Below are 2,589 nucleotides of genomic sequence, written 5' to 3' on the forward strand. Positions count from 1 at the left end.
ATCTCGGATGCGGCGCGGGAGAGCGCGAAGGCCTCGGCGAGCAGGTCGGGGTCGATGCCGCCGGTGACGTCGATAGCGCTCACTGGTGCACCCGCCTCGTGTCCGAACTCATGCGGTGTCCTTCCTTTCCGGGCCGGTGGGGCCGGAGTGGGTCGGGGTGCCGGCGAGCGCCGCATAGTTGATCTTTTGGGTGAGGGTGGTGGTGTGGCGTTCCTGGACGAGGGCGAGGTAGTCGATCTGTGTGGGTCGGGTCGGTTCGGTCGGGGTTTCCGGGCGGGCCTTGGGATGGCTGTGCCGGGTGATCTCGAACGGGGTCGCGGTGCCGATGTCGGTGGTGCCCAGGCGCAGCGCGATGGTGGTCAGGTCGAACGGGTCGAAGACGCACTCGACGCGCTGGCCGGTGAGCCCCGCGGGGACCTGGTAGCGGTTGGCGTGCAGACAGATCAGGCCGGTGCGGGACACCGTGCGCCGGGTTGACCAGCGGAACGCCTCGGCGAGTGCGTCGGGGGCGGCATGGTGGAACGGGCCGCCGGTCTGCCAGCGGGCCAGCGGCGCGGCGCCGGTCTCGGTATGGACCTGGCGGTGGTACTGCGCTTCGACCCAGGCCTGGAACGTGCTGTTGAGGTCGGCCAGGCTGGTCACGGGGCTGGCGGTCCCGGCCGGGGTGGTCTCGTCGGCGATCTCGACGAGGAACTGGCCTCGTACTGTTTGGAAGAAACGTTCTATCTTGCCGCGTCCTTCGGGCCGGTGCGGGGTGGAGTGAGCCAGCCGGATCCCGAGCCGGGCGCAGGCACGCAGCAGCCAGGCATCGGAGAACGCCGACCCGTTGTCCACGTAGATCTTGGAGGGGATGCCGCGGGCGGCGAGCGCGGGACGCAGCGCGGCGGCGAGCCGGACGGTGTCCTCGGCGTAGCCGAACCGGTAGCCGACGACCGCGCGGGAGTAGTCGTCGATGAACGCGAACAGGTAGGTCTTCCGCCCGGCGATCTTCGGGCCGTGGAGGGCGTCGCCCGTCCACAGATCATTAGGGGCCGCCGCCTGGAACGGGGAGAAGACGTCCCGGCCGGCGGTCGCCGCGGCGAGCTGGCGGGTCCCGATGCCGGTGCGGGTGAAGAAACGCTGCAGCGTGCGCTCGGTCGGGGACCAGCCGTTGGTAGCCACCAGGATCCGGCGGACCTGCGCGGCGGTGCGCTCGGGCCGCTCGCGTTTCCAAGCGCCCGCGAGCGCGAGGACCTCCGCCGGTGTGCGCGGCCCGGCCTGGCGCGGGCAGGGCACCAGCGCGTCGAACCCGCCCGTCTTCCAGCTCTTGACCCATCTGTCCAGGGTCCAGCGGGTCACCCGTACCGGCCGGCCGTCCGGGTCGAGGTGCTCGCGGGCGGCGAGCTCGCGGGCCAGCGCCCCGCGCTGCCTGGTTGTCAACGCATCATCGGCAAGATCGCGTATGAGCATGTAGCGGAACAGGCCGATCTCCCTGGCCCGTTCGCGCCGGGCCGCCTCGTCGTCGTCCTGCGAGGACATCGCCACCACCTCCGGAAAGACCCCGCGACCGAAGTGATCACGGTTGTCCTCAGGCTGGCGGCAGGGAGGCCGGCTGCCCAGGGGCGCACCCATGTTGATCGATGATCACAACGTGAACGTGATCATCCAGGTGGGAGACGGAGAGAGCAGCTGGCCGTTCGTCACCCCGACCGCGGCCGCCCACGGCGACACTGTGCCGAGCAGCGGCCACCGCGCCCCGGCCACCACCGCCGCCCCGGCGATCGCCGCGAGCGCGTCGGCGAGCGGCGAACCCGCCGGCGCTGGTGCCACCGCGTCGACGCCGACGTCGACGAGCAAGCCGGTGAACACCCGGCGCACGTCGCCGGCCCGGCCGGCGAACCGGCGCAGCCAGCCACGCACCGTCGAGTGCGGTCGCCCGAGCCGGCGCGCGACCGACCGTGCGCCGAGCCCGCCGGCCGCCGCGACCAGCGCCGTCCAGATCACCGCTGCCACGTCCGCGCGGCGTGCCAGCGCCACGACCGGCAGCAGCACGTGCGTGTGTCCGCAGCCCGTGCAGCGCGCCCGCCGAGGCTGGAGCCACAGCGTCGCGAAGCCGAGATCCCGCACCGGCCGCCGCGTCGACCAGCCCCAGCCGCCGAGCATCCCGCCGCAGTCCGGGCAAGCCAGCTCGCCCGCCCGTAGCTGCCGCTCGACCAAACCCCGGTCGGTATTTACCGTGAGCATCGCGCCCTCCAGGCGCCTCACGGCCCTTCCCTGGGTTTCCCGCCAAGGATTTTTACGGGGAAGGGCCGTTCGTATGTCCCGACGCCGCTCACGGTGACGCCGTTGACAAACCGGACACCCATCCCACAGCCACAAGACAGACATCACTGTCCGTGACCCATCCGCTGTCGCTCTTGGGTCGTCGCTGCCTGACGCCTGTCGCGCACCCGTCCGGGGCCATCACGGGGGAAGATTCAGAAAGACTGTTCGTCGGCACGGTGTCGTCGCCAATGACCCCGCATCTCAACACAACGCCAGCCCACCGCCATCGGCACCGTCAATGACGCCACGGGACGGATCGTCGGCATCGTCGATGTCGTCCAACAC

The 2,589-nt window shown here is 71.3% G+C and carries 2 protein-coding genes; both read right to left on the reverse strand.

The window, feature by feature from the left end:
• Positions 1 to 108: 108 nt before the first annotated feature.
• Positions 109 to 1,518 (reverse strand): DDE-type integrase/transposase/recombinase, encoded by a 1,410-nt coding sequence (locus MJ797_RS26255; protein WP_239342352.1) that lies wholly within the window; start codon positions 1,516 to 1,518, stop codon positions 109 to 111.
• A 105-nt stretch (positions 1,519 to 1,623) separates the two neighbouring features.
• The gene (locus tag MJ797_RS26260; protein ID WP_239342354.1) at positions 1,624 to 2,223 is read right to left on the reverse strand and encodes a DUF6431 domain-containing protein; all 600 of its coding nucleotides are present in this window, start codon (positions 2,221 to 2,223) and stop codon (positions 1,624 to 1,626) included.
• Positions 2,224 to 2,589: the final 366 nt, after the last annotated feature.

Source organism: Protofrankia sp. CiP3 (assembly GCF_917627345.1).
In the GTDB taxonomy this organism is placed as follows: domain Bacteria; phylum Actinomycetota; class Actinomycetes; order Frankiales; family Frankiaceae; genus Protofrankia.

Coding starts and splice junctions, on each gene's coding strand:
- MJ797_RS26255 (WP_239342352.1), bottom strand. CDS start 1,518: ATGTCCTCGCAGGACGACGACGAGGCGGCCCGGCGCGAACGGGCCAGG.
- MJ797_RS26260 (WP_239342354.1), bottom strand. CDS start 2,223: ATGCTCACGGTAAATACCGACCGGGGTTTGGTCGAGCGGCAGCTACGG.